Source organism: Duganella sp. AC917 (genome assembly GCF_979258245.1).
The window spans coordinates 6,568,230-6,592,167 of sequence record NZ_OZ409848.1; the positions used below are offsets into that span (position 1 = coordinate 6,568,230).

21 protein-coding genes are annotated in these 23,938 nt (G+C 63.3%); 12 read left to right on the top strand and 9 right to left on the bottom strand.

The annotated features are described in order from the left end of the window. Window positions 1-67 precede the first annotated feature (67 nt). Window positions 68-2,146, bottom strand: a complete 2,079-nt coding sequence (locus ACZ0BA_RS28680; RefSeq protein WP_463454526.1) for a M3 family metallopeptidase — start codon at window positions 2,144-2,146, stop codon at window positions 68-70. Between the two features lie 33 nt (window positions 2,147-2,179). After that, the gene (gene folD / locus ACZ0BA_RS28685; protein ID WP_463454527.1) at window positions 2,180-3,025 is read right to left on the bottom strand and encodes a bifunctional methylenetetrahydrofolate dehydrogenase/methenyltetrahydrofolate cyclohydrolase FolD; all 846 of its coding nucleotides are present in this window, start codon (window positions 3,023-3,025) and stop codon (window positions 2,180-2,182) included. A gap of 268 nt (window positions 3,026-3,293) precedes the next feature. Here folD and aceE point away from each other — a divergent pair, with 268 nt between their 5' ends. Genes aceE through ACZ0BA_RS28705 form a run of 4 tightly spaced genes read left to right on the top strand, consistent with a single transcriptional unit; the run spans window position 3,294 to window position 9,958 of the window. Next, window positions 3,294-5,984 (top strand): pyruvate dehydrogenase (acetyl-transferring), homodimeric type, encoded by a 2,691-nt coding sequence (gene aceE / locus ACZ0BA_RS28690; RefSeq protein WP_463454528.1) that lies wholly within the window; start codon window positions 3,294-3,296, stop codon window positions 5,982-5,984. 21 nt (window positions 5,985-6,005) lie between these two features. Next, window positions 6,006-7,703: a dihydrolipoyllysine-residue acetyltransferase gene (gene aceF / locus ACZ0BA_RS28695; protein ID WP_463454529.1), complete on the top strand. Its 1,698-nt coding sequence runs from the start codon at window positions 6,006-6,008 to the stop codon at window positions 7,701-7,703. 9 nt (window positions 7,704-7,712) lie between these two features. Continuing rightward, window positions 7,713-9,512, top strand: coding sequence for a dihydrolipoyl dehydrogenase (gene lpdA / locus ACZ0BA_RS28700; protein WP_463454530.1), 1,800 nt, complete (start codon window positions 7,713-7,715; stop codon window positions 9,510-9,512). Between the two features lie 59 nt (window positions 9,513-9,571). Beyond that, window positions 9,572-9,958: a hypothetical protein gene (locus tag ACZ0BA_RS28705; RefSeq protein ID WP_463454531.1), complete on the top strand. Its 387-nt coding sequence runs from the start codon at window positions 9,572-9,574 to the stop codon at window positions 9,956-9,958. Here the strand turns inward: ACZ0BA_RS28705 and ACZ0BA_RS28710 are convergent. Both ACZ0BA_RS28710 and ACZ0BA_RS28715 read right to left on the bottom strand, forming a co-directional pair. After that, window positions 9,909-10,265, bottom strand: coding sequence for a hypothetical protein (locus tag ACZ0BA_RS28710; protein WP_463454532.1), 357 nt, complete (start codon window positions 10,263-10,265; stop codon window positions 9,909-9,911). The two genes, ACZ0BA_RS28705 and ACZ0BA_RS28710, sit on opposite strands and share 50 nt — an antisense overlap. Before the next feature lie 113 nt (window positions 10,266-10,378). After that, the gene (locus tag ACZ0BA_RS28715) at window positions 10,379-10,807 is read right to left on the bottom strand and encodes a PACE efflux transporter (RefSeq protein ID WP_463454533.1); all 429 of its coding nucleotides are present in this window, start codon (window positions 10,805-10,807) and stop codon (window positions 10,379-10,381) included. 93 nt (window positions 10,808-10,900) lie between these two features. On the opposite strand from ACZ0BA_RS28715, the gene ACZ0BA_RS28720 reads away from it, so the two are divergent. After that, window positions 10,901-11,812, top strand: coding sequence for a LysR family transcriptional regulator (locus tag ACZ0BA_RS28720; protein WP_463454534.1), 912 nt, complete (start codon window positions 10,901-10,903; stop codon window positions 11,810-11,812). Window positions 11,813-11,838: 26 nt separating this feature from the next. Here the strand turns inward: ACZ0BA_RS28720 and ACZ0BA_RS28725 are convergent, their stop codons facing one another. After that, window positions 11,839-13,146, bottom strand: coding sequence for a M20/M25/M40 family metallo-hydrolase (locus ACZ0BA_RS28725; protein WP_463454535.1), 1,308 nt, complete (start codon window positions 13,144-13,146; stop codon window positions 11,839-11,841). A 131-nt stretch (window positions 13,147-13,277) separates the two neighbouring features. On the opposite strand from ACZ0BA_RS28725, the gene ACZ0BA_RS28730 reads away from it, so the two are divergent. Then, window positions 13,278-13,937, top strand: a complete 660-nt coding sequence (locus tag ACZ0BA_RS28730; protein WP_463454536.1) for a thiol:disulfide interchange protein DsbA/DsbL — start codon at window positions 13,278-13,280, stop codon at window positions 13,935-13,937. Between the two features lie 61 nt (window positions 13,938-13,998). Here the strand turns inward: ACZ0BA_RS28730 and ACZ0BA_RS28735 are convergent, their stop codons facing one another. Then, entirely contained in the window at window positions 13,999-14,181 is a 183-nt protein-coding gene (locus ACZ0BA_RS28735; protein ID WP_463454537.1) for a hypothetical protein, read from the bottom strand. A gap of 54 nt (window positions 14,182-14,235) precedes the next feature. Beyond that, complete coding sequence (locus tag ACZ0BA_RS28740; protein WP_463454538.1) at window positions 14,236-14,949, bottom strand: TetR/AcrR family transcriptional regulator; 714 nt, start codon at window positions 14,947-14,949, stop codon at window positions 14,236-14,238. Between the two features lie 130 nt (window positions 14,950-15,079). On the opposite strand from ACZ0BA_RS28740, the gene ACZ0BA_RS28745 reads away from it, so the two are divergent. The 3 genes from ACZ0BA_RS28745 to ACZ0BA_RS28755 are packed head-to-tail and all read left to right on the top strand — an operon-like array spanning window position 15,080 to window position 19,395. Continuing rightward, window positions 15,080-16,264 carry an HlyD family secretion protein gene (locus ACZ0BA_RS28745; RefSeq protein ID WP_463454540.1) on the top strand — a complete coding sequence of 395 codons (1,185 nt, stop codon included), beginning with the start codon at window positions 15,080-15,082 and terminating at the stop codon, window positions 16,262-16,264. 11 nt (window positions 16,265-16,275) lie between these two features. Continuing rightward, window positions 16,276-17,901 (top strand): DHA2 family efflux MFS transporter permease subunit, encoded by a 1,626-nt coding sequence (locus tag ACZ0BA_RS28750; protein WP_463454542.1) that lies wholly within the window; start codon window positions 16,276-16,278, stop codon window positions 17,899-17,901. Window positions 17,902-17,940: 39 nt separating this feature from the next. Beyond that, window positions 17,941-19,395, top strand: coding sequence for an efflux transporter outer membrane subunit (locus ACZ0BA_RS28755; protein WP_463454543.1), 1,455 nt, complete (start codon window positions 17,941-17,943; stop codon window positions 19,393-19,395). A gap of 10 nt (window positions 19,396-19,405) precedes the next feature. Here the strand turns inward: ACZ0BA_RS28755 and ACZ0BA_RS28760 are convergent, their stop codons facing one another. Then, window positions 19,406-20,383 carry a LysR family transcriptional regulator gene (locus ACZ0BA_RS28760; protein WP_463454544.1) on the bottom strand — a complete coding sequence of 326 codons (978 nt, stop codon included), beginning with the start codon at window positions 20,381-20,383 and terminating at the stop codon, window positions 19,406-19,408. A gap of 102 nt (window positions 20,384-20,485) precedes the next feature. On the opposite strand from ACZ0BA_RS28760, the gene ACZ0BA_RS28765 reads away from it, so the two are divergent. Both ACZ0BA_RS28765 and ACZ0BA_RS28770 read left to right on the top strand, forming a co-directional pair. Beyond that, a complete protein-coding gene (locus ACZ0BA_RS28765) occupies window positions 20,486-21,085 on the top strand; it encodes a short chain dehydrogenase (RefSeq protein WP_463454545.1) in 600 nt (199 codons plus the stop codon). 10 nt (window positions 21,086-21,095) lie between these two features. After that, entirely contained in the window at window positions 21,096-21,695 is a 600-nt protein-coding gene (locus ACZ0BA_RS28770) for a short chain dehydrogenase (RefSeq protein ID WP_463454546.1), read from the top strand. Window positions 21,696-21,776: 81 nt separating this feature from the next. Here the strand turns inward: ACZ0BA_RS28770 and ACZ0BA_RS28775 are convergent, their stop codons facing one another. Next, complete coding sequence (locus ACZ0BA_RS28775; protein ID WP_463454547.1) at window positions 21,777-22,688, bottom strand: AraC family transcriptional regulator; 912 nt, start codon at window positions 22,686-22,688, stop codon at window positions 21,777-21,779. A 94-nt stretch (window positions 22,689-22,782) separates the two neighbouring features. Here ACZ0BA_RS28775 and ACZ0BA_RS28780 point away from each other — a divergent pair, with 94 nt between their 5' ends. Beyond that, a complete protein-coding gene (locus tag ACZ0BA_RS28780; RefSeq protein ID WP_463454548.1) occupies window positions 22,783-23,907 on the top strand; it encodes a zinc-binding alcohol dehydrogenase family protein in 1,125 nt (374 codons plus the stop codon). Window positions 23,908-23,938 lie beyond the last annotated feature (31 nt).

The following is a 23,938-nucleotide window of genomic DNA, read 5'->3' on the forward strand; positions in this document are numbered from 1 at the left end:
CGCGCGACATCGGCTTGCGATGCGCGCGGCGGTATATCAACGACGTATATCAACCCGCGACGTTTGTTCAGGCAGCCATACCGCTGTGACGCAGCAGCGCATCGATGCTCGGCTCCCGGCCGCGGAAGGCGGTGAACGATTCAAGCGCCGGACGCGAGCCGCCGACCGACAGGATTTCCTGTAGATAGCGCTTGCCCGTTTCCGTCGTGGCCGTCGGTCCCAGCGCCTTGGCTTCCTCGAACGCGGCGTAGGCGTCGGCGGACAGCACCTCGGCCCACTTGTAGCTGTAGTAGCCGGCCGCGTAACCACCGGCGAAGATGTGCCCGAAGGAATTCTGGAAGCGGTTGAACGCCGGCGGGATGATCAGTGCGAACTTGGCGCGCACTTCGTCGATCAGTTGCTGCACGGTCTTGCCGGTGCTGGCGTCATAGTCGTAGTGCAGGTGCATGTCCAGCAGCGAGAACTCGACCTGGCGCAAGGTCTGCAAACCGGACTGGAAATTCTTCGCTGCCAGCATCTTGTCGTACAACGCGCGCGGCAACGGTTCGCCGGTGACGGCGTGGGCCGTCATGTGCTCCAGCACTTCCCATTCCCAGCAGAAGTTTTCCATGAACTGCGACGGCAATTCGACCGCGTCCCACTCGACGCCCGAGATGCCCGACACGCCCAGCTCGTCGACGGCGGTCAGCATGTGGTGCAGGCCGTGGCCGAATTCGTGGAACAGCGTGATCACTTCGTCGTGCGTGAACAGCGATGGCTGTACCTTGCCGTCGACTACGGCGGGTTCGGTGAAGTTGCAGGTCAGGTAGGCGATCGGCGTTTGCACGGTGTGCTTGTCGGCGCGGCGGCCACGGGCGTCGTCCATCCAGGCGCCGCCGCTCTTGCCGGCGCGCGCGTACAGGTCCAGATAGAACTGGCCGATCAGCTTGCCGTCGCGTTCGATGCGGAAGAAACGCACGTCCTTGTGCCACACCGGCGCGCTGTCCGGCTTGATCTCGACCGTGAACAGGTTCTGGATCAGACGGAACAGGCCGTCGACCACTTTGTGCTCAGGGAAATACTGTTTCACTTCCTGGGCGGAGAACGCGTAACGCTGCTCCTGCAATTTCTCGGAGGCGTAAGGAATATCCCAGGCCTTCAATTCGTCGATGCCCAATTCGGCCTTCGCGAACTGGCGCAGCTCTTCCAGATCCTTCTCGGCGAACGGACGCGCGCGCTTGGCCAGGTCTTCCAGGAAGTTGACGACCTCGTCGGGCGACTTGGCCATCTTCGGCACCAGCGACACTTCGGCGAAGTTGTTGTAGCCGAGCAGCTTGGCTTCCTCGTCGCGCAGCTTGAGCAGGGTGACGATGTTTTGCGTATTGTCCCACTCGTCCTTTTTGCTGAACACGTCGCCCTGCTCGGACGCCTTGGTGGCGTTGGCGCGGTAGACGGTCTCGCGCAGTTCCCGCTTGTGGGCGAATTGCAGGATCGGGTAGTAGGACGGGAAGTGCAGCGAGAACTGGTAGCCTTGCTTGCCGTCCTTTTCGGCGGCGGCGCGCGCGGCCGACTTGACGTCGTCCGGCAGGCCGGCGAGATCGGCCTCGTCGGTCACCAGCAGCTTGTAATCGTTGGTGGCGTCAAGCACGTTTTCCGAGAAGCGGGTCGACACCGACGCGTGCTCTTCCTGGATCGCGGCAAAGCGTTCCTTCTTGTCGGCCGGCAGTTCGGCGCCGCCCATGCGGAAATCGCGGATGGCGTTGTCGACGATGCGCTTGCGCGCCGGCGACAAGGTGGCGAACTCGGGCGACGCGCGCAGCGCCTTGTATTTGTCGAACAGCGCTTCGTTTTGCGCCAGCGCGGTCCAGAACTCGGTGACCTTGGGCTGGTTCTCGTTGAAGGCCGCGCGCAGCTCGGGCGTGTCGACGACGTTGTTCAGATGGCTGACGATGCCCCAGGCGCGCCCCAGCAGTTCGGTGGCGTTCTCCAGCGGCGTGACGAAGTTTTCCCACGTCACTTGCTCCGATGGCGTTTGCAACTGCTCGACGACGGCGCGGCTTTTGGCCAGCAGGTCGTCGATGGCCGGGGTGACATGCTCGGGCTTGATCGCGTCGAATTGCGCCAGGCCGGAAAAATCGAGAAGGGGGTTCTGTGCGTCTGTGGTCATGTCAGCTTCCAATAAGGTGTTTACGTTCGATGGTTAGCTGCGTTCCGCCGCCTCTACCGTGTTCATCAACAGCATCGTGATCGTCATCGGACCGACGCCACCCGGCACCGGCGTGATGTGCGACGCCACTTCCTTAACACCGGCAAAATCCACGTCGCCGCATAGTTTGCCGGCGTCGTCGCGGTTCATGCCGACGTCGATGACGATCGCGCCCGGCTTGACCATGTCGGCGGTCAGCGTGTTGCGGCGGCCGACGGCGGCCACCACCACGTCGGCCTGGCGCGTGTACAGGCCCAGATCCGGGGTTGCACTATGGCAGATGGTGACGGTGGCGTTGGCTTGCAAGAGCAGCAGGCCCATCGGCTTGCCGACGGTGTTGCTGCGGCCGATGACGACCGCGTGCTTGCCGCGCAGGTCGACGCCGGTGCTTTCGATCAGCTTCATGCAGCCGTACGGGGTGCACGGGCGGAAGCCTTCCAGGCCCGTCAACAGCTCGCCGGCGCTGAGCACCGAGTAGCCGTCGACGTCCTTGGCGGTCGAGATCGCCTCGATGACCTTGTGCGGGTTGATGTGTTTAGGCAGCGGCATTTGCACCAGGATGCCGTGGATGGCCGGATCGGCGTTCAGGGCGGCGATGCGCTCGAGCAGGGCGGCTTCGCTCAGGTCGGCGGGGTACTGCTCCTTCAACGAGTAGAAACCGGCGTCCTCGCAACCCTTGACCTTGTTGCGCACGTAGACGTGGCTGGCCGGGTCGTCGCCGACCAGGATCACGGCCAGGCCGGGTTGCTTGCCTTTGGCGGTGAGGGCGGCAGCACGTGCAGCAATTTCCGCGCGCAGTTTTTGGGAGAGGGCGATTCCGTCGATCAGTTGAGCAGGCATGATTTAACCAGGTTGGAGGAGAAAGCAGGATTATAAAGCGCCAGGCCGCGCCGCGCCGTCTTTCCAGCCGGTTTGCCATGCTGCGCCGCACAAGATTTTCATAGGGCAATTTCACAATACGAAATGTCGTATCATAGTTTGAAAAAGCAAAAAATCACTGTTAGAATCCCCACACGTCATTGAAGTAATAGTAAATAATTCATTAAAGACAGCGTTCCAACGGCCCAGAACGGTATAAAACGGGCACTCAACTCAGGAGACTTAATACATGTCAGCTCAACTTGACCAGGTAACGGCAAACACCGACCCTGATTCGCAAGAAACCAAAGAATGGTTGGATGCTCTGGCCGCGGTGCTGGAACAAGAGGGGCCTGAACGTGCTCATTACCTGATGGAACGCCTGATCGACCTGGCCCGCCAAAGCGGCTCGGACATCCCGTTCTCGGCCAACACCGCCTACGTCAACACCATCCCGACCAGCATGGAAGTCCATTGCCCGGGCAATCTGGAATACGAAGAAAAGCTGCGCTCGTGGATGCGCTGGAACGCCATGGCGATGGTCGTCAAGGCCAACCGCGTCGACGGCGACCTCGGTGGCCACCTGTCCTCGTTCGCCTCGCTGGCCAACATGCTGGGCATCGGCTTCAACCACTTCTGGAAAGCGCCGAGCGAAAGCCACGGCGGCGACCTGTTGTACATCCAGGGCCACTCGTCGCCAGGCGTCTACGCCCGCGCGTTCCTGGAAGGCCGCCTGACCGAAGAACAACTGACCCATTACCGTCGCGAAGTCGACGGCAAGGGTCTGTCGTCGTATCCGCACCCGAAACTGATGCCGGACTTCTGGCAGTTCCCGACCGTGTCGATGGGCCTGGGCCCGTTGATGGCGATCTACCAGGCGCGCTTCCTGAAGTACCTGCACGCGCGCTCGATCGCCGACACCACCGACCGCAAGGTCTGGGCCTTCTGCGGCGACGGCGAGATGGACGAGCCGGAATCGCTGGGCGCGATCGGCATGGCCGCACGCGAGAAGCTGGACAACCTGGTCATCGTCGTCAACTGCAACCTGCAGCGTCTGGACGGCCCGGTGCGCGGCAACGGCAAGATCATTCAAGAGCTGGAAGCGGACTTCCGCGGCGCCGGCTGGAACGTCGTCAAAGTCATCTGGGGCCCGGGTTGGGACGCGCTGCTGCAGCAGGATAAAGAAGGCATCCTGCGCAAAGTGATGATGGAAACGCTGGACGGCGAATACCAGAACTACAAAGCCAAAGACGGCGCCTACGTGCGCAAGCACTTCTTCGGCAAGCATCCAAAGCTGCTGGAGATGGTCGCCAACATGACTGACGACGACATCTGGCGCCTGACCCGTGGCGGCCACGATCCGCACAAGATCTACGCCGCCTTCAAGGTCGCGCAAGAGCACAAAGGTCAGCCGACCGTCCTGCTGGTGAAAACCATCAAGGGCTTCGGCATGGGCAAGCACGGCGAAGCGCGCAACACCGCGCACAACACCAAGAAGCTGACCGACGAAGCCGTGCGCGAAATGCGCGACCGCTACTCGATCCCTATCCCGGACGACAAGCTGGCCGACATCCCGTTCTACAAGCCTGCCGACGACGCACCGGAAATCAAGTACCTGCACGAGCGCCGCGCCGCGCTGGGCGGCTACCTGCCGGCCCGCCGCCAGCAAGCCGACGAAAAACTGACCGTGCCGCCACTGAGCGCGTTCCAGAACGTGCTGGATGCGACCGCCGAAGGCCGTGAAGTGTCGAGCACCCAGACCTTCGTGCGTATCCTGACCACGCTGCTGAAGGACCCGAGCGTTGGTTCGCGCATCGTGCCGATCCTGGTCGACGAGTCGCGCACCTTCGGTATGGAAGGCCTGTTCCGTCAAGTCGGTATCTTCAACCAGCAAGGCCAGTTGTACGAGCCGGTCGACAAAGACCAGGTCATGTACTACCGCGAAGACAAGGCCGGCCAGATCCTGCAAGAGGGTATCAACGAAGCCGGTGGTATGAGCTCGTGGATCGCCGCGGCGACGTCGTACTCGACCAACAACCGCGTGATGATCCCGTTCTACACCTACTACTCGATGTTCGGTATGCAGCGTATCGGCGATCTGGTATGGGCAGCGGCCGACATGCGTTCGCGCGGCTTCCTGATGGGCGGCACCGCCGGCCGTACGACGCTGAACGGCGAAGGCTTGCAGCACGAAGACGGCCATAGCCACCTGTTCGCGGCGGCCGTCCCGAACTGCATGCCGTACGATCCGACCTTCGGCCACGAAGTCGCCGTGATCATCCAGGACGGTATGCGCCGCATGGTGGAAGAGCAGGAAGACGTGTTCTACTACATCACCATCATGAACGAGAACTACCCGCACCCGGGCATCAAGCCAGGCCAGGAACAGGGCATCCTGAAAGGTATGTACCTGCTGCAGGAAGGCGACAAAGACGCCAAGCAGCGCGTACAACTGATCGGCTCCGGCACCATCCTGCGTGAGTCGATCTTCGCGGCAGAACTGCTGAAGAACGACTGGAACATCGCCGCCGACGTGTGGTCCGCTCCTTCGCTGACCCTGGTGGCCCGCGACGGCCAGGACGCCGAGCGCTGGAACCTGGTCAACCCGACCAAGGAAGCCCGTGTTCCTTACGTGACCCAGCTGCTGAAGGATACCTCCGGTCCTATCGTTGCGACGACCGACTACATGCGCGCCTTTGCTGAACAGATCCGCGCCTTCATTCCGAAGGACCGCACCTACCGCGTGCTGGGCACCGATGGTTTCGGCCGTTCGGACACCCGCGCCGCGCTGCGTGAATTCTTCGAGGTAAACCGTTACTACATCACGGTCGCCGCGCTGAAATCGCTGGCCGAAGAAGGCAAGATCGACGTCAAAGTGGTTGAGGAAGCAGTCGTCAAGTACGGCCTGAATCCGAACAAGCCAAATCCGGTGACCCAATAAATAGAATACGGAGCAAACGCTATGAGCATTGTGGAAGTTAAAGTCCCGGATATCGGCGATTTCAAGGAAGTTGAAATCATTGAACTGATGATCAAGGTCGGCGACACGATCAAGGTCGATCAGTCGCTGATCACCGTTGAATCGGATAAGGCCAGCATGGAGATTCCTTCCTCCGCCGCTGGCGTGGTCAAGGAAATCAAAGTCAAGGTCGGCGACAAGGTGGCAATGGGTTCGCTGCTGCTGTTGCTGGAGGCCGATGGTGCTGGTGCTGGTGCCAGCGCTGGCGATAGTCAAACCGCTCCCGCGCCCGGCGCACCGGCGTCTGCCGCTGTCGCCGATCCGGCGGCGGCTGCCGCTACCGCTGCCGTTGCCGCGCCAGCCGCGCCAGCCGCTTCGGCCGGCCCGGTTGAAGTCAAAGTGCCGGACATCGGCGACTTCAAGGAAGTGGAAGTCATCGAAGTGATGGTCAAAGTCGGCGATACGATCAAGGTCGATCAGTCGCTGCTGACGGTCGAATCGGACAAGGCCAGCATGGAAATCCCTTCGTCGCACGCAGGTGTGGTGAAGGAAGTGAAGATCAAGGTCGGCGACAAGGTCGCCATGGGTTCGATCGTGCTGGTGGTTGAAGCCACCGGTGGCGCTGCCGCTCCAGCGGCTGCGCCGGCTCCTGCCGCGGCTGCACCTGCACCTGCCGCAGCTTCGGCTGCGCCTACGGCCGCTCCGGCTGCCGCAGCCGCTGCGCCGGCCGCGTCGCAAGGCTCGGTCCAAACCGGCAAGCTGGCGCACGCGTCGCCGTCGATCCGCAAGTTCGCCCGCGAACTCGGTGTCGACCTGATCAAGGTGCCGGGCTCCGGTCCTAAAGGCCGCATCACCCAGATCGACGTCCAGAACTACGTCAAGGGCGTGATCGCCGGTACCGTGGCTGCTCCTTCGGGCGCCGCCAGCGGTGGTTCCGGCGTCGGTGGTGGCGGTAACTTCAGCGTGCTGCCATGGCCGTCGCTGGACTTCAGCAAATTCGGTCCGACCGAACTGCTGCCGCTGTCGCGCATCAAGAAGATCAGTGGTCCGAACCTGCACCGCAACTGGGTGCAGATCCCGCACGTCACGCAGTTCGACGATGCCGACATCACCGATCTGGAAGCATTCCGCGTCGAGACCAACAACGCCAACGCCAAGAACAAGGACGCGGCCAAGCTGACCATGCTGGCCTTCGTCATCAAGGCTTCGGTCGCCGCGTTGAAGAAGTTCCCGTCGTTTAACGCTTCGCTCGACGAGAAGGGTGAAAACCTGATCCTCAAGCAGTACTACAACATCGGCTTCGCTGCCGATACGCCGAACGGCCTGGTGGTCCCGGTGATCAAGAACGCAGACCAGAAGTCGGTTTCGCAGATCGCCAAGGAAATGACCGACCTGTCGCTGCAAGCGCGCGAAGGCAAGCTGAAACCGACCGATATGCAAGGCGCCAGCTTCACCATCTCGTCGCTGGGCGGCATCGGCGGCACGCACTTCACGCCTATCGTCAACGCGCCGGAAGTGGCGATCCTTGGCCTGTCCAAGGCGTCGATCAAGCCGGTGTGGGACGGCAAGGCCTTCCAGCCCCGCCTGATGATGGGTACCTCGCTGTCCTACGACCACCGCGTGGTCGACGGCGCGATGGGTGCTCGCTTCTCCGTGTACCTGAGCGAAGTGCTCGGCGACATGCGCAAAATTCTGCTGTAAGGAGCGACTATGACCACAGAAGTGAAAGTGCCGAACATCGGCGACTTCGCAGAAGTTGAAGTGATCGAGGTGATGGTCAAGGTTGGCGACACGATCAAGGTCGATCAGTCGCTGGTGACCGTCGAATCGGACAAGGCGAGCATGGAAGTCCCTTCGTCGCACGCAGGTGTGGTGAAGGAAGTCAAAGTCAAGGTTGGCGACAAGGTCAAGGAAGGCGTGCTGCTGCTGGTGGTCGAGGAGGCCGCTGGTGCGGCCGCTGCGGCTCCGGCGCCTGCCGCTGACGTACCTGCTGCCGCAGCGGCCCCGGCACCTGCCGCCGCTGCGCCGGCGCCGGCAGCCGCCGCCCCGATCTCCGCGCCAGCCGGTAGCAGCTATTCCGGCCAGGTGGACATCGACTGCGACATGATGGTTCTGGGTGGTGGTCCTGGCGGTTACTCCGCCGCGTTCCGCGCCGCCGACTTGGGCCTGAACACGGTTATCGTCGAGCGTTACGAAACGCTGGGCGGCGTGTGCCTGAACGTCGGTTGCATTCCGTCGAAGGCGTTGCTGCACGTGGCATCCGTGATCGACGAAACCGCACACATGTCCAACACCGGCGTTACCTTCGCCAAGCCGACTATCGACATCGACCAGGTACGCGCGTACAAGGAAGGCGTCATCAAGAACATGACCGGCGGTCTGGCCGGCATGGCCAAGGCCCGCAAGACGCAAATCGTCACCGGTGTCGGCCAGTTCCTGAGCGCCAACCACATCGAAGTGACCGCCGCCGACGGCAGCAAAAAGGTCGTGCAGTTCAAGCAGGCCATCATCGCCGCCGGTTCGGCGGTCGTGAAGCTGCCTTTCGTGCCGGAAGATCCGCGCATCGTCGATTCGACCGGCGCGCTGGAACTGCGTCAGATCCCGAAACGCATGCTGGTTATCGGCGGCGGCATCATCGGCCTGGAAATGGCCACCGTGTACTCGACTTTCGGCGCGCGCATCGACGTCGTCGAAATGATGGACGGCTTGATGCAGGGCGCCGACCGCGACGCGGTCAAGGTCTGGCAGAAGTTCAACGAGAAGCGCTTCGACAACATCATGACCAAGACCAAAACGGTCGGTGTTGAAGCGCTGCCGGAAGGGATCAAAGTCACCTTCGAAGCCGCCGAAGCCGGCGCCACCGCGCCAGCGCCGCAGATCTACGATCTGGTGCTGGTCGCCGTCGGCCGCAGCCCGAACGGCAAGAAGATCGCCGCCGACAAAGCGGGCGTGGTTGTCAGCGACCGTGGCTTCATTCCGGTCGACAGCCAAATGCGCACCAACGTGCCGAACATCTTCGCCATCGGCGACCTGGTGGGCCAGCCTATGCTGGCGCACAAGGCGGTGCACGAAGGCCACGTCGCGGCGGAAGCCGCAGCCGGCCAGAAGTCGCACTTCGATGTGAAGGTCATTCCATCGGTGGCCTACACCGATCCGGAAGTGGCATGGGCCGGCATCACCGAGGACGAAGCGAAAGCCAAGGGCATCAAGGTCGAGAAGGGCCACTTCCCTTGGGCCGCCAGTGGCCGCGCCGTGGCCAACGGCCGCGCAGAAGGCTTCACCAAGCTGCTGTTCGACGCTGAAACGCACCGCATCATCGGCGGCACCATGGTCGGCACGCACGCCGGCGACATGATCGGCGAGATCGCCCTGGCGATCGAGATGGGTTGCGACGGCACCGACATCGGCAAGACGATCCATCCTCACCCGACCCTGGGCGAGTCGATCGGCATGGCCGCCGAAGTGTACGAAGGCGTCTGCACCGACCTGCCACCGCCGCGCAAGCGCTAAGTTATCGCATCATCACAAAACCGGGATTCGTTCCCGGTTTTTTTATTGTCAGGTTCCACATGTCTTCGTTCCCTTCCATCGTTCCGCTGCTGCTGTCGGTCGCGCTCTACACGAGCCTCGTCAAGCTGGCGGCCTTTTTATACAAACGCGCGCTTCTGAGCTGGCGCGACGCCTGCATTTTCAGTTTGATCTTGTTGATGTTGCTGGGGCTTGGCACGCTGCTGAACCGCTTGTTGGGTAATGCGGTGCCGCTGGTGCTGCTGGTGGCTTTCGGCCTGGTCGTCCAGGTTGCGCTTGGCGCGTGGTTTTTAGCCTCGCGCGCGCGCAGCGCCACCGGCACGCCTTTGGGTAGCAAGGGCGGGGCGGTTGTGGCGCTGATCGCTTACGCTTTGACGGTCAGCTTGGGCGTGGCGGCGGGGACGCTTTTGACGATGCTTCACCCGTAGTGGTACGGCGCTGAATTGTGTAGTGCAACCGCCGAACCGCTGCTAGCGCTTCATTGAAGGAAACGTCGTAGAACTTTCGATACTCGACTGCGGCTTTGTTTATTTTGCCGGCTTTTACTTGCTTCAGCACCGGGGGCGGAATATCGTCCGCCGCGTTAGAGTTTTTTGGGGCCTTGCCTAAAATCTTGGCAAGAAACGCCTCGATACTGATGATTTTCTTCAGCTGTGCATCGGTTCTGAACAAGAGGATGACCACGATGATCAGATTGGCGAGGCTTAACAAAAGCAGGTCGTTTGCGTCTTGCATGTTTCTCTCCTAATTGAGGTGGCAGCCAGTCCTGCCTGTCTGTTCATGATGTGCCAGACGGAGAAAAACAGATTGCAATTTCGCAATGAATAGTGAATCTGGAAAATCTTTGCTCAGCCGGCCGGCTGTGCCGACGCGGGCAGACCGAACACGCGGTCGAACGCCAGGCTGAACAGGAAGGTGTAGATCATGAAGAACACCACCAGGCCCACGTCGAGCACCAGGGCTTCCCACAGCGTGATCTCGAGCCACCACGCGAACAACGGCACCAGTATCACCACCAGTCCGCCCTCGAAACCGACGGCATGCGCGACCCGGCGCGCGACGCTGCGCCCGCGCGTCGCCTGACGTGCTTCCCACGCTTCGAACAAGCCGTTATAGATGAAGTTCCATATCACCGCGACGGTGGACGAGGCGATGGCGGCCACGCCGGAATGGGTCGCGTCGTGCCCCGCCAGCAGCATCAAAAAACTGCTGGTCAGCGCCACGGCGAATAACTCGAACAACGAGACATAGACAACTTTTCGTTTTAAACCTTGCATGATATTTCCTCTAGAACTGTTGGCCCGCATGTTACTTGAGCGTTTCTGATTGAAAAAGTCGACAGCTATCAGTTTTTCTGACAGCATGGGAAGATGACATTTTCCAGCGATAACGTTCATCTGTTCCTCGCCGTGATCGATCACGGCTCTTTTTCCGCCGCTGCGCGCGCGCTCGGCCGGGTGCCGTCGGCCGTCAGCATGGCCGTTGCGCAGCTTGAGGCGGAGCTGGGGCTCGATCTGTTCGAACGCGGTTCCCGTCACGCGCTGCCCACGGCCACGGCGCGTGCGCTGGAAGCGGAGGCACGACAGGTGGCCGGACAGCTGCGCCGTCTCCAAGCGCACGCGCTGTCGCTGCATCAAGGCCTGGAGCAGCGACTGACGCTGGTCATCGCGCCCGAGCTGCTGTCGGCGGCGTGGAGCGATCCGCTGGCGCGGCTGGCCAACGAATTCCCCTCGCTTGAGGTGGAGGTGTTATCGGCGCCGCAGGCCGATGCGCGCCGCATGCTGCATGCCGGTTCGGCGCAATTGGCGCTGCTGTACGAGCGTCCGCAGGTCGATGAACACGAGAGCTTTCAGGAGCTGGGCAGCGAGGTACTGGTGTCGGTGATCTCGCCGCGCCACCCGCTGGCGCGCGAGCGTAATGGGCATTTTCGGCTGGAGGACCTGGTCGACATTCGACAGATCGCCATCGTCAGTCGCGAGGCGCATGAGGAGGATATGCGGGTGCTGGTGTCGCGCAAGCTGTGGCGCACCGATAGTCATCTCGCCACCTTGGGCATGGTGCAGGCCGGCCTGGGGTGGGCGTTTTTGCCGAAGCGATTGGTCGCGCCGTTGTTGGACGATGGGGCGTTAATCGGGATTGACTTCGCGAGCATGAGCAACCAGTTGCGGTTGTGGGTGGACGTGGTGTGGCTCAACGACCGGCCGTTGGGACTTGGCGCCAAGCGCCTGATCGCGCTGATGAAGGACATCGCCGGGCTCGAGGCGCGGCCGGGGCATCCGTAATCCGCCCACGTGAGTGAGAAGACCAGTTACCGCGTTAGCCGATACAGAAGGATCGCGGTGCGGATCGTCGCGCGTTCCACCGACGCGATCTCCAGATCTTCATTCGGCGAGTGGGCGCCGTTGCCGGTCACGCCCAGGCCATCGAGGCTGTCGATGATCGGCGCGATGAACTGGATGTCGCCGGCACCGCGCTGGCCCGGTGGCAGGGCGGGGATCTCGCCGAGGCCCGCGTCGCTGCTGGCCTGCGAGTACGTTTTGAGGATGGCGATGTTGCCGGCGGTCGGCGCCATCGGCGGGTAGGCGTCGTGGAACTCGATGCTGGCGCTGGTGCCCGGCAGGTTCTGGTCCACGATCGCGCGCATCTTGGCGCGCGCGCGGTCGCGCTGTTCGTAGCTTAGGTAGCGCAGGTCGCCCTTGACGGTGGCGACGCGGGAAATCACGTTGGTCTTGCCGGCGGCCTGCCCCTTGTCGCCGACGGCATCGACGTCGATGTCGGTGCCACCCAATATCAGGCCCGGGCTGAAGGTCAGATCCGGTTCGATCACCTGCTGGCGGAAGCCGTCGAGGATGCGCGCCGCCTCGTACACCGCGCCGTAGCCGGCGCTCTCGCTGAAGATGCCGCTGGTGTGGCCTTGCTTGCCCTTGACCTCCAGGTCCCACGACGACGACGCGCGGCGGCCGATGGTGCCGGTGTCCTTGCCGTTTTTGTCGCGCACCGTGCCTTCGAAGGCGAGCGCGATGTCGCTGCGTTTGGCGGCGGCGACCATGTCCGCGCGCGAGACGTCGATCGGCTCGCCCGCGTCCTCCTCGTCGCCGGTGAACATGACGGTGATGGTGGTGTCGTCCAGCGCGCCGACCTTGTGCAACGCCCGCAGCGCTTCGATGATGACGACGTCACCGCCCTTCATGTCGTTGACGCCCTGGCCGCGCACGCGGTCACCGTCGCGCTTCCACAGCTGCACCGGGCTGTTTTTTTCGAACACCGTGTCGAGATGGCCGATCAGCAGCAGGCGCTTGCCGCGCTTGCCCTCGCGGGTGGCGACGAGATGGCCCGCGCGCCGCACGGACGCCGGCATGTCGATCCAGCGCGTGGCAAAGCCCAATTGGTCGAACTGTTCGCGAAACAGCTTGCCCACTTCGCGCACGCCTTCGTGGTTCATTGTGCCGCTGTTGATGTTGACCGAGCGCTCCAGCAGTTGCAGCCCTTGCGGCGCGTTGGCTTTGACTTCGGCGACGATTTTCTGTTCGGCGGGGGAGAGCGCTGCGGCGTGTGCGGCGCCCCAAAAGCTCAACGACAAGGTCAATGCGGCAAAGGCGAGCGGTGTCATTTTCATCGGGGTTCCTGGTGGCGCGATCGGTATCAGTTGTTAGCAATTGTAGCCGACGGCGGTTTTGGGCGGCCACGGTCGCCGCGCGGCGCGGGAAGCTGGTATATTCCCATTGCAGATTTTTTTAAAGGATAACCATGTTTCGCTTGAAATTCGTTGTTGCCGCCGCCGCCCTGATGGCCGGCGCCGCCTTTGCCTCGCCAACCGCGCCGAAAAACGGCGCCGAGTACACGACCCTGAAGGCGCCGCAGCCGGTGCAGGCCGAAGGTAAAAAAGTCGAGGTCATCGAGTTCTTCATGTACCACTGCCCGGCGTGCTACGCGCTGGAGCCGGCCATGCTGGATTGGGTCAAGAAGCAGGGCGACAATATCGTGTTCCGCCGCATCCACCTGCCGCTGACGGGCGCCAACGATCCGGAGGCGCATCTGTTCCTGACCCTGGAAGCGATGAAGCTGGAAGAGTCGATGCACGCCAAAGTGCTGAGCACCTGGCACGTGGAGCGCCAGCGTCTGAAGAGCGACGACGACAATATCAATTGGGCCGTCAAGAACGGCATCGACAAGCAGAAGTTTTTGGCCGTGTATAACTCGTTCGCGATCATCACGCGCTTGAAGAACGCCGGCCGCGTGGCCGCCACGTATGAGGTCAACAGTACGCCAACGTTGATCGTCAATGGCCGCTACCTGACCAATCCGACCATGGTCGATAGCAGCAATCCGGGTCAGATCCCGCGCCAGCAGCTGAACCAGGCCACCTTGCAGGTGCTGGACGCGCTGGTGGCGATGTCGCGTAAATAGGAAGTGGCGGCGAGCGCCGAATTGTCGCGTATGTGCGCGGACATTTCGCGCTGCCCGTGGCTTAGTTGACCGTGAAGCGGGTGGGGATTTCGATGCCGCCCGTGCGCGCGGCTTCGGCGTAGGCCTTCAGTTCGTGGATCACCGCTTCCAGCTGCTCTTGCCCAGGATTGGCCTGGAAATTCTTGATGCGCTCATTCATGAGCGTTACTTGTTTGCTCCAGTCCAGTCTATTCAATTTGCTCATGTGCGCTCCAATTTAAAAATCAAGTATAGAACAAACGGCAAAGTTGCACAGCGTCTAACGTAGCACGCTGCGCAGGAACAGATCTAGCCCTTCCTTCGCGCGCTGGCGCAGCTCTTCGGTGGTCGGCGGCGCCTGGTTGGGGTACAACAGGCGCGTCATGTGGTCGCCGAGCAGGCAGTTGGTCAGGTGCACGGCCAGCGTTTCCAATCCCAATTCCGGCCGCAGCCGCGCGCGTATCTCCGGCCGCACGAACAGGCGCGCCAGTTGTTCGCGCGATTGCCGTGGGCCGGCCTGAAAAAAGGTATCCGCCAACTCCGGCGTGCTCAGCGCTTCGGCCACCACCATGCGGTGCAGGCTGACGAACGAGGGCAGCGACACCAACTCCAGGAACCGCATCGCGAAATCGCCGAGGATCTCCTCCAGCGGACGCGTATCCGTTTCCATGCTGGCCATATCGGCAAAAAAGTGCGCCCGGCCTTCGCTGATGATGGCGCTGAGCAGCCCGGCTTTGCCGCCGAACTTGACGTAGATCGTCCTGACCGCCACATGGGCTTCGCGGGCGATCATTTCAAGACTGACCTTGCTATAACCTTTTTCCAGGAATAGATGCTTGGCCGTGTGCAGCAGCGCCAGGTGGCGCGCCTTCTTGTCGGCCTCGCGCGGGCGTCCGGCCGCCTTGCCAAAGCAGGGCGAGGCGGGGTCGGTGACGGCCTCTTCGGGGCAGTTCAGCTCCTCTGGCTCGGTCAGATGTAAATCGGAAATTTTCATGGCGACCAATGATAACGAATGCCGTCATGCTAGTCCAAACAAAAATGAAATGCAATCGTTTCATTTCTTGACTTTGGATTTGAACAGGCGAATAATGACCCTATTCCATTTCATTTTCGCGGAGCAACAAATGTCCAATCCACAAGAACAACAAAAAGTGCTGAGCGCCGTGCCACCCGCACAGGCCCCCGGCGCTCCAGGTGCCACTGCCGCGGCGCCAGCCGGCCCGGCCAAGCCGAACCGCAAGGTGCTGGTCATCGCCGGGCTGATCGCCATCGCCGCGCTGGCAGCGGGTGGACGCATGTGGTACCGCAGTCATTATTTCGTCGAGACGGAAAACGCCTACGTGGCCGGTCACGTCACGCCGGTGTCGTCGCGCATTTCCGGCGTCGTCACCAAAGTGCTGATCGACGATAACCAGATCGTGCGCGAAGGCGACGTGATCGCCGAACTCGATCCGTTCGACCAGCGCGTGAAAGTGGAGCAGATCCAGGCGCAGATCGCCAGCGCCGAGCAGCAGGTGGTGCAGTCCGAGGCGCAGATCGCCCAGACCCAGGCCCAGGCCAGCGCCTCGGCCGCGCAGGTGGCGCAGTCGCAGGCGCAGTTGGTGCGCGCCAACCAGGACGCCGAGCGTTACGGCCAGCTGTATAACAGCCAGATGAAGGCCGTCTCGAAAGCGGAACTGGATACCGCCGTCGCCGGCCGCGCCAGCGCGGTGGCCGACCTGGCCGCGCGCAAGGACAGCGCCTCGGCCGCCAAGGCGCAGATCGAAGCCGCCCGTTCGGCGCGCGATGTGCTCAAGGCGCAGGTGAACGTGCTGCGCGTGCAGCTCAAGGACGCGCAGCAGCAGCTGGCGTATAACCAGATCCTGGCACCCGTCGGCGGCCGTATCGGCAAGCGCACCATCGAGGTGGGCCAGCGCCTGCAACCGGGCCAGCAGATCACCGCCATCGTGCAGGACAACGTGTGGCTGACCGCGAACTTCAAGGAAACCCAGTTGGCCGAGCTGCAAAAGGGCCAGGAAGTCAAAGTGAGCATCGACGCGATCCCGGGCAAGGAATTGATCGGCACCGTCGAGAGTTTCGCGCCGGCGTCGGGCGCGCAGTTCGCGCTGCTGCCGGCCGATAACGCGACCGGTAACTTCACCAAGATCGTCCAGCGCGTGCCGGTGAAGATCGTCTTCAAGCCGGAAGACGTCAAGGCCATGAACGGCCGCCTGGTGCCGGGCATGTCGGCGATCGCCGAAGTATCGCTGAAGCAGGATAACGAAGCCAAGGCACACGCCGCGGCATCGTCCAAAGTCGCGGCGCACTAAGGAGCCACTTCATGGCCAGCATCACGATCGATACGCCGGGCGGCGGGAGTAAGGCCGCCCCTCCACAAGCACCGATCATGCCGAGCGAGAAGGTCTCCGCCCGCACCTGGATGGCGGTCGCCGCCGGCATGATGGGCGCCTTCATGGCGGTGCTCGACATCCAGATCACCAACTCGTCGCTCAAGGATATTCTGGGCGCGCTGTCGGCCACGCAGGAAGAGGGCTCGTGGATCGCCACCGCCTACCTGGTGGCCGAGATCATCATCATCCCGATGACCGGCCTGCTGACGCGCGTTTTCGGGCTGCGCAATTACATGATCGGCACCACCTCGTTGTTCCTGGTGTTCTCCACGCTGTGCGGCTTCGCGTGGAACCTCGAGAGCATGATCGCGTTCCGCATGCTGCAGGGCTTCACCGGCGGCGCGCTGATACCGATGGCGATGACCATCGTGATGACGTTGCTGCCGCCGTCGAAGCGCGCCACCGGCATGGCCATCTTCGGCCTGACCGCCACGCTGGCGCCGTCGATGGGCCCGACCCTGGGCGGTTACCTGAGCGAGATCTACGGTTGGCCGTCGATCTTCTTCATCAACTGGGTGCCAGGCCTGCTGCTGATCGGCGGTATCGGACTTGGGCTGGAAAAGCAAAAGTCGCAGCCGTCGCTGCTGCTCACCGCCGACTGGCTGGGCATCGCCTTCATGGCCGTGGGCCTGGGCAGCCTGACGATCTTCCTGGAAGAGGGCAACAGCAAGGACTGGTTCGATTCGCCGTTCATCATCACCTTCGCGGCGATGTCGATCGTCGGCCTGCTTGGCTGGGTGGTCAACAGCACGCTGCGCCCGCAGCCATTCGTCAACCTCGGGCTGTACGGCCGGCGCAATTTCGCCGCCGCCACCGCACTGTCGATGGCGATGGGCATGGGTTTGTACGGTTCGTCGTTCCTGCTGCCGCTGTACCTGGGCCAGATCGCCGGCTACTCGCCGATGCAGATCGGTGAAGTGATCATGTGGTCAGGCCTGCCGCAGCTGTTCATCATGCCGTTCGTGGCCAAGCTGTCGTCCAAGATCGACAACCGCATCCTGTGCAGTTTCGGGCTGCTGCTGTTCGGCGGATCGTGCCTGATGAACGCCTATATGGACGCCAGCACCGGCTATGACCAGTTACTGTGGTCGCAGGTAGTGCGCGCGCTGGGCCAGCCTTTCGTGATGCTGACGCTGTCGAATTTTGCCATGAACGGCATCCAGCCGAAGGATATGCCGTCGGCATCGAGCCTGATCAACATGACTCGCAACCTGGGTGGCTCGATCGGTATCGCCCTGCTGGCGACGGCGCTGACCACGCGCGAACATTTCCATTCGCAGCGCATCGGCGAATCGGTGACCAACTTCGCGTTGGCCACGCAGGACCGTCTGGCGGCGCTGACGCAATCGTTCATCGGCCAGGGCATGGACGCCAGCACCGCGTCGGACATGGCGCTCAAGGCGGTCGACGGCATCGTGCGGCGCGAGTCCTTCGTGATGGCCTACAACGACGGCTTCTTCCTGGTGGCGATGGTGCTGTTTGCCTGCATCGGCGTGCTGTGGTTCTCGGATAAAGTCAAAGCCCCCTCGGGCGCTGGCGGCGGCGGTGCGCACTAACCGCGCGCGCTAACACTAACTAATTTGTGAGGTAACACCATGTTCAATTCAGCTTTGAAGCGCCTGACGCTCGCTGTCTCCGTTACGCTGGCCATCAGCGGCTGCGCCACCGTCGGCAGCGATTTCAGCGCGCCGAAAAACGTCGCCGACGCGTCGTTCCGTCATCTGCCGCAGGCCGGCGCCAGCGAGGCGCATCTCCCGGCGCAGTGGTGGACGGTGTTTAACGACCAGACCTTGAACAGCCTGGAACAAACCGCGCTGCGCGACAATCCAAGCGTGAAGGCCGCCGCGGAGCGTCTGGTGCAGGCGCTGGAGCAGGCGGGCGTGAGCCGCGCCAACCAGCAGCCGTCGCTGAGCGTGAACACCTCGGTGGCCAACTCGCGCACCTCGGCCGAGACCTCGCAGGGTCTGGCGCTGGGTGGACGTTCGATCAAGGGCAATAACTACACGGTTGGCGCGTCGATGTCGTACGAGCTCGATCTGCTGGGCCGCGTGCGCCGCCTGGTGGAAGCTTCCGACGCGCAGGCGCTGGTGGCCGAGGCGGACCGCGACGGTGTGCTGCTGGTGCTGTCGTCGCAGCTGGCGACCACTTACTGGCAGCTGCGCGGGCTGGATGCCGAGATCGCGATTCTGAAAGGCGCGCTCGATACCCGCCGCGAAAGCGAGGAGCTGGTGACGGCGCGCTTCGACGCCGGTCTCTCGAACGAACTGGATGTATCGCGCGCGCGCATCGAGTATGCCAACGCCAAGGCCGATCTGCAGGAAGTGCAGCGCCAGCGCAATCTGCTGGAACATAGCCTGGCGACCCTGGTCGGCGCTTCGCCGTCGGCGATGCTGACGGCGGCCAACACGGATTCGGCGGCACTGCCGCAGCCGCCGGCGATCCCGGTCGGCCTGCCGGCCAGTCTGTTGTCGCAGCGTCCGGACCTGGCGGGTAGCGTGGCGAACCTGCGTGCAGCCAACGCGCAGATCGGCGTGGCCGAAGGCGCGTTTTATCCTTCGGTGACGTTGACCGGCAACTTCGGTTGGGCGTCGGAGAGCCTGCGCAAGCTGGGCGAGGGGAGTGCGCGCCAGTTCAGCGCCGGTCCGCTGGCGCTGTCGCTGCCGATCTTCGACGGTGGCCGCAACAAGGCCAACCTGGCGATCGCCAAGTCGCGCTATGAAGAGGCTATCGCCAATCACGAGACCAAGCTGCTGACGGCCTTGCGCGAGGTGGAAGATGCGCTGTCCGACGTGCAGCAGCGGCAGTTGCAGGGCGAGGCGCAATCGGCCTCGCAGGTGGCGGCGGCGCGCGGTTATCTGGTGGCGCGTGCGCGTTACGAGCGTGGCGTATCGACCTATCTGGATGTGACGGATGCGCAGCGCAGCGCGTTGACTGCGGACCGCGCGGCGGTGCAGATCAATACCCAGCGTTTGCTGGCGGCCGTTTCGGTGGCGCGCGCGTTGGGCGCCGGCTGGCAGCCGTCCGCGCAACTGGCGGCGGTGGCTAACTAAAGCTACTCAACTAAGTTTTACGCGCAGTAGTTCTACGATTACGCGATGAGGCCAGCGGCGGTGCGCCGCTGGTCCTGAGCGTTTTGTCTTCAAGGCCCGGCACCCAGGCGGGTCCGAATCGCTCCACGATGAAGTCGATGAACGTCGTCAGCTTGGGCGTGGCTTGCCGGTCGCGCGGATAGACCAGATTCATCGGGCGCGCTGTCGGCATGTAGTCACAAAGCACCGGCACCAGCCGCCCGGCCGCGATGTCCTGTGCCAGCAGCACTTCCGCCTGCATGACCAATCCAAAATCCTGTAACGCGGCCATGCGCAACGCCTGGCCGTTGTTGGCGCGAAATCGGCTGGCCTCGATGTTGCGGTTGCCGGTTTGCCCCTGCAGGCGCCAGCGCATGCTCAGCGACCACGCCATAAAATCCAGGCATTCGTGCCGCGCCAGATCGTCCGGCGTTTGCGGCGTTCCGTGCTTTTCCAGATACGCCGGGCTGGCGCAAATCGCCATCGCATAGTCGAACAGCGGCCGCGCCACCATCGTCGAATCCTCCAGCCGGCCGATGCGGATGGCGGCGTCGAATCCTTCCTCCACCAGATCGACCGTGCGGTCGCTCAGACTCAGATCCAGACTCACCTCGGGATGCTGGCGCAGGTAGTCCGTCATCGCCGGCGCGATCCATTCGGTGCCGAAGGAAACCGGGGCCGTGATCTTGAGCCGCCCACGCGGCACGCTGCGCATCGCCTCGGCGCCGGTTTCGGCGGCGGCGATCTGCGCCAGGATCGCCCGGCATCGCTCCACATACTGCGCGCCGATTTCGGTCAGGCTCTGGCGGCGCGTGGTGCGGGTGAGCAGGCGCGCGCCAAGCGTCCCTTCCAGCTGGGCGATGTGCTTGCCAACCATGACAGGCGAGATCTTGAAGTTGTCGGCGGCGGCCGTGAAATTGCCCGCGTCGACCACGGCGACAAAAATTTCCATGCTGCGCAGCTTGTCCATGATTGCTAACCCAAAGTTTGTAATGAACTTAATCTTAGCCCATTTATTCACAACAGGATTGCCGCGATACTGGTTGTACTTAACCAGACAAGGAGTGGGATCATGAAAGTCGTCGTTATCGGTGCCTCGGGCACGGTGGGTAAATCGGTCGTGGAGGAATTGGGCAAGCGCCATGAGATCGTGACGGTGGGCGCGGGGAGCGGCCAGTATCGGGCAGACTTCACCGACATCGCCCAGGTGCGCGCTGCGTTCGAACAAATCGGCAAGGTCGATGCGGTGGTGGTGGCCGCCGGCTCGCTGCATTTCGGCCCGCTTGCCGACTTCACGCCGGAGCAGTTCCACGTGGGCCTGAACAGCAAGTTGATGGGGCAGGTAAACGTGGCGCTGGTGGCGCGCGAGTATCTGAACGACGGCGGTTCTATCACGCTCACCAGCGGCATCGTGGCCGAGCAGCCGATCCGCAACGGCGCCAGCGCGACGATGGTCAACGCGGCGGTGGAAGGCTTTGTGCGCGCCGCCGCCGTCGAACTGCCGCGCGGCCTGCGCATCAACGCCGTCAGTCCCACGGTGCTGGAGGAATCGATGGACAGCTACGGTCCGTTCTTCATCGGCTTCGAGCCGGCGGCGGGCAAGCGCGTAGCGCTGTCTTACGCGCGCAGCGTCGACGGCGCTCAGACCGGCCAAGTCTATCGCGCTTGGTGAAAGGGACGCCATGAAAGTGATCGTGATCGGTGCGACAGGCACCATCGGTTGCGCCGTTGTCGAGCAGCTGGGACGGCGCCATGAGATCGTCGGCGTCGGCACGCGCAGCGGCCAGTATCGGGCCGATATCGCGGACATCGCCCAGGTGCGGGCGATGTTCGCGCAAGCCGGCAAGGTCGACGCGGTGGTGGTGGCCGCCGGCGCGCTGCACGTCGGGCCGTTCGACGAACTCACGCCGGAGCATTTCCACCTGGGCCTGAACAGCAAGTTGATGGGGCAGGTGAACGTGGCGCTGGTGGCGCGGGATTATCTGAACGACGGCGGTTCGATCACGCTGACCAGCGGCGTCGATACCGATCATCCGATACGCGGCGCGACGGCGGCCAGCACGGCCAATGCGGCGGTGGTCGGTTTCGTGCGCGGCGCGGCGATCGAGCTGCCGCGCGGGCTGCGCATCAACGTCGTCAGCCCGACGGTGCTGGAGGAGTCGATGCCGGTGTTCGGGCCTTTGTTCATCGGCTTCGAGCCGATCGCCGGCAAGCGCGCCGCGCTGGCGTATGCGCGCAGCGTCGACGGCGCGCAAACGGGGCAGGTGTACCGGGCCTGGTAGCGGCGATCAGGTAGTTCGGGCCGCGAAGGCGGAAGTGCCCGAGGCGGCGCGCCGGTGGCGGCACCCCGCGACCGTGCCGCCTTATCGGGTCGACGATCTTGTGCGGTATTGGCGTGGCGAGAAATTCATCACGCGCTTGAATGCGGAACCGAACGCGCTTTCGGACTCATAGCCGACCGACGCCGCCACGTCGGCCAGGGAGCGGCCGGACATGGCCAGCCGGTCGGCAGCGAGGAACATGCGCCAACGGGTGAGATAAGCGATTGGCGTCTGCCCCGTGACCTGCTCGAAGCGCGCGGCAAAGCTCGATCTCGACATGCCGGCCACGGCGGCCAAATCCTGCAAGGTCCAGCGACGGGCGACGTCGGCATGCATCGCCGTCAGCGCGCGGCGCAAGGTAGGCACCGAAAGCGCGGCGAGCCACCCCTGGCTGGCGGTCGCATTCTCCAGGTGCGCGCGCAATGCCTCGACCAGCAGCGCCTGCGCGAGATGACTGGCGATCAATTCACTGCCCGGGCGCGGATCCCGCAGCTCGCCCATCAGCCGCTGCACGCCGATGTAGAGGGCTGACTTGCTGGTCGCGGAATGGACGTGCACGACCGGAGGGACAGCGGCAAGCAGGCCCCGGCCGTCCGTTCCCTGCAGGCCGAAGTAGCCGCCGATGCCTCGGCACTCCCCACCGCCATTGAGCGTGGCCACTTCGCCCGGCGGCACCCGGGACAGGAACGCCTGGGCATCGAGCAATTCCGCCGTCTCAGCGGAATACAGCTGGACGGCGCCACCACCGGTCAGCAATACGACGTCGCCCGCTTCCAGCCGGGTCGGCGCCGCCGCGCCGGCGAGCCGGAGCCAGCAGCCGCCTGTCTCGATCGCGAAGCACAGCACGCCGTCGGCCGCTGCAAACGCGAGCGCCCAGTCGCCGCCGGCGTCCAGACCGCGAAAGCCGTAGTCGCAAGGTCGCATCAGCATGAGAAAGTCGGATAGTGGATCCATAAATTTGGACGATAGCGATAAAGATTGCGACCATCGCGCATGGATGGTCCGATTGTTGACGCATATAGTAACAACTTTCCACGATGAGACGATTATGACGCCACAGACCCACCTAGCACTCCTGCTGCCCGGCAAGCGGGCACCATTGACCATCGCCTCGGTCCCCGACGTCAGTCCGGGCGCGGGCGAGATCGCGGTGAAAGTCCGCGCGCTCGCCGTGAATCCGTTCGATCGTTACGTACAGGCGGTTGGCGATGTCATCACGGGCTACCTTGCCTATCCCGCCGTCATGGGAACGGATGTGGCCGGCGAGGTGGTGGCGGTGGGGCCGGGGGTGAGCCGTTTCCGCATTGGCGACCGCGTGCTTGGGCATGCGGTCGGGATCGAAAAAAGTCGCAACAAGGCGGCGGAAGGCGGATTCCAGGAGGTCGTGCTGCTGCTCGCGCACATGGCTTCGCCCATTCCGGCTGACCTGTCGTTCGACAATGCGGCGGTTTTGCCGTTGGGTCTGTCCACCGCGGCGTGCGGACTTTTCCAAAAGGACTTTCTGGCGCTCGCCCCGCCGCGCGTGCACCCCGTACCGACGGGCGAGATCGTGCTGGTATGGGGCGGCTCCTCCAGCGTCGGCAGCAACGCGATCCAACTGGCGCGCGCGGCGGGCTATGAGGTCGCGACGACCTGCTCGCCAGCCAACTTCGATTACGTCCGCCGGCTGGGCGCGGCACACGTGTTCGACTATCGCCATCCGTCCGTTCAGGCGGAGCTTGTCGACGCAATGCGGGGGCGCCAGGTGGTCGGGGCCATCACGGTCGGCAAGGGGGCTGCCGCCGCGTGCATGCGTATCCTCGCACAGTGTGAAGGCAGGCGCTTTGTCGCGCAAGCGAGTGCGCCAGCGTCGTTTGATGACGTGACGGCCGGGCAGGGCCGTTGGCGCAAGTTGCTGCCAGCCCTCGCCAACATGGTGGCCGGTGGCGTCGCGTTGAAACTCCTGGCAAAGCGGACCGGGCTCGAGACAAAGATGATCTGGGGCGGCTCGCTCGTCGACAACGAAGTGGGGGAAATGATCTACGGCGCATTCTTGCCGGAGGCGCTGTCCCGCAAAACATATGCGGCGATGCCGCCGCCCGAGGTTGTCGGGCACGGCCTGCAATCTATCCCGGAAGCCATGGTGCGGCAACGTCGCGGCGTGTCGGCGCGCAAGCTGGTGGTGACGTTGTGACGGCACGGACTTCCGCCGCTGTCGGCAGCGG